This window comes from Protofrankia sp. CiP1_Cm_nod3, from assembly GCF_982290655.1.
The window spans coordinates 3662-6329 of record NZ_CEVIVD010000099.1; the positions used below are offsets into that span (position 1 = coordinate 3662).

The 2668-nt window shown below is 72.9% G+C and carries 2 protein-coding genes; both read left to right on the forward strand.

Going from position 1 to position 2668, the window contains the following annotated elements:
- The first annotated feature begins 107 nt into the window (after positions 1-107).
- Positions 108-1640, forward strand: coding sequence for a glucose-6-phosphate dehydrogenase (zwf, locus tag AC5LUJ_RS17265; RefSeq protein WP_250283299.1), 1533 nt, complete (start codon positions 108-110; stop codon positions 1638-1640).
- Positions 1637-2668 (forward strand): glucose-6-phosphate dehydrogenase assembly protein OpcA (locus tag AC5LUJ_RS17270; RefSeq protein ID WP_493465292.1); only part of this gene is annotated, 1032 nt, incomplete at its 3' end. The genes zwf and AC5LUJ_RS17270, both read left to right, overlap by 4 nt.

A 2668-nucleotide genomic window follows, 5' to 3' on the forward strand; every position in this document is an offset into this window, starting at 1 on the left:
CCGCTGCCACGAGAAGCCCCACGGACATGACCCAGAGACCCGGACAGGCGGGACCACCAGATGAAGCCAGACGAGGGAACCCCACAACGACGAGGAGGGGAGTTCGGGTGACGCCAACGGTGCGCGCCAACCCGCTGCGCGACCCGCGGGACCGCCGGCTGCCACGCCTGCCCGACCCATGCGCGTTGGTGGTCTTCGGGGTCACCGGCGACCTGGCCCGCAAGAAGCTCATCCCGGCCGTCTACGACCTGGCGAACCGGGGCCTGCTGCCGCCGGGCTTCGTGCTGCTGGGCTTCGCCCGGCGCGACTGGGACGACGGCGGCTTCGCCGAGATCCTCCGGGAGGCCGCGCAGAAGGGCGCCCGGACACCGTTCCGGGAGGACGTCTGGGAGCGCCTGGCCTCGTCGGTGAAGTTCGTCCAGGGGTCGTTCAACGACGACCAGGCCTTCGACACGCTCGCGAAGACCCTGCTCGACCTCGAGCACAGCCACGGCATCCCGGGTAACGCGGCGTTCTACCTGTCCATCCCGCCGTCGGCGTTCCCGGTCGTCCTCAAGCAGATGCAGCGCACCGGGATGGCCTCGAACGAGGCGTCCGGCGGCTGGCGGCGGGTCGTGGTGGAGAAGCCCTTCGGCCACGACCAGGAGTCCGCCAGCGCCCTCAACGAGCTGGTGGACGACGTGTTCACCGCGCCCGACGTGTTCCGTATCGATCACTACCTGGGCAAGGAGACCGTCCAGAACCTGCTGGCGCTGCGGTTCGCCAACACCCTGTTCGAGCCGATCTGGAACTCCCACTTCGTCGACTCCGTCCAGATCACCATGGCCGAGGACGTCGGCATCGGCTCGCGGGCCGGTTTCTACGACGCCACCGGTGCCGCCCGGGACGTGCTGCAGAACCACCTGCTCCAGCTGCTGGCGCTGACCGCCATGGAGGAGCCGGTGAGCTTCAACGCCGAGGCCATCCGGTACGAGAAGCTCAAGATCCTGCGGGCCGTCTCGCTGCCGGACGACCTTGCCGGCTACGCGATCCGGGGCCAGTACGAGCAGGGCTGGCTCGCCGGCCAGCGGGTCCGGGGCTATCTGGAGGAGGACGGCGTCCCGGCGGGCTCGCGCACGGAGACCTTCGCCGCCGTCCGGCTGGGGATCGAGACCCGCCGGTGGGCGGGCGTCCCGTTCTACCTGCGCACCGGCAAGCGGCTGCCGCGCCGGGTGACCGAGATCGCCATCTCGTTCAAGCCGGCCCCGCACCTGCCCTTCGACGCCACCGACACCACCGAGCTCGGCCACAACCAGCTGGTGGTGCGGGTCCAGCCGGACGAGGGCGTGACGCTGAAGTTCGGCTCCAAGGTCCCGGGGTCGGCGATGGAGGTCCGCGACGTCGCCATGGACTTCCTCTTCGGCGAGGCGTTCACCGAGTCGCTGCCCGAGGCGTACGAACGGCTCATCCTTGACGTGCTGCTCGGGGACGCGACACTGTTCCCGAACAACTCCGAGGTGATCGAGTCGTGGCGGGTGATCGACCCCATGGAGGACTTCTGGGCCGGCTCCGTCCCCCATCTCTACCGGTCGGGGACGTGGGGGCCGGCCGCCGCCGACGAGATGCTCGCCCGTGACGGGCGCTGCTGGAGGCGACCGTGACAACCCTGTGGGACACCACCGGCACCGACGTGGTCAGGGCGCTGGCGGCCGAACGGCGCTCCGCCGGCGCGCTCGCCTTCGGCCTGGCCCTGACCCTGGTGGTCGTGGTGGACGAGAAGCACGTCAGCGCCGCCGAGAGCGCGGCGACGACCGCGGCGGCGGCCCACCCGTGCCGGCTGCTCATCATCGTGCGCCGCCAGCTGGACGCCTCCAACTCCCGGCTGGACGCCGAGGTCTCCATCGGCGGGCGGCTCGGCCCCGGTGAGGCCGTGGTCATGCGGATGTACGGCCGGCTCGGCCTGCACGCCGAGTCGGTGGTGCTGCCGCTGCTCGCGCCGGACGCGCCGGTGGTGACCTGGTGGGACGGCGAGCCCCCGGACCGGATCGCCTACGACCCGCTGGGCGTCTTCGCCGACCGCCGGGTCAGTGACGCGGCCGCCGCCCCCGACCCGGTGGCGGCGCTGCGGCGCCGCGCGGCGGACTTCGCGCCCGGCGACACCGACCTGGCCTGGACGCGGCTGACCGGCTGGCGGACGCTGACCGCCGCCGCCTTCGACTCGATCACCGAGCAGCCACGGTCAGTCACCATCGCGGGCAGCCCGGCGGACCCGGGCGTCTGTCTGCTCTCCGGCTGGCTCGCCGACCGCCTGCGGGTGCCGGTCACGGTGTCCGAGGCGGTCTCCCGGGGCGGGCCGGCCGAGATACGCGTCGACTTCGACCACGACGGCACGCTGACGCTGACCCGCCAGGACGCCCACACCGTGCTGCTGCGCCGGCCCGGCCGGCCCGGCCGCGCCCTGCCGCTGCCCGACCGCGGCCTCGGCGACCTGCTGGCCGAGGAGCTGCGCCGGCTCGACAACGACGGGCCCTACGCGGACGCGCTGTCGGCCTGGAGCGGGATAGCGGGCCTGGCCTCCCGGCCGGCGGTCCGCGAACACATCTGGCGCGACCCGATGGCGCCGGAGAGCACCACGGCCAGGTCCGCCCCGGACGCGGCCGAAGCCACGGGCGGCAGCGGTGGCGACGGC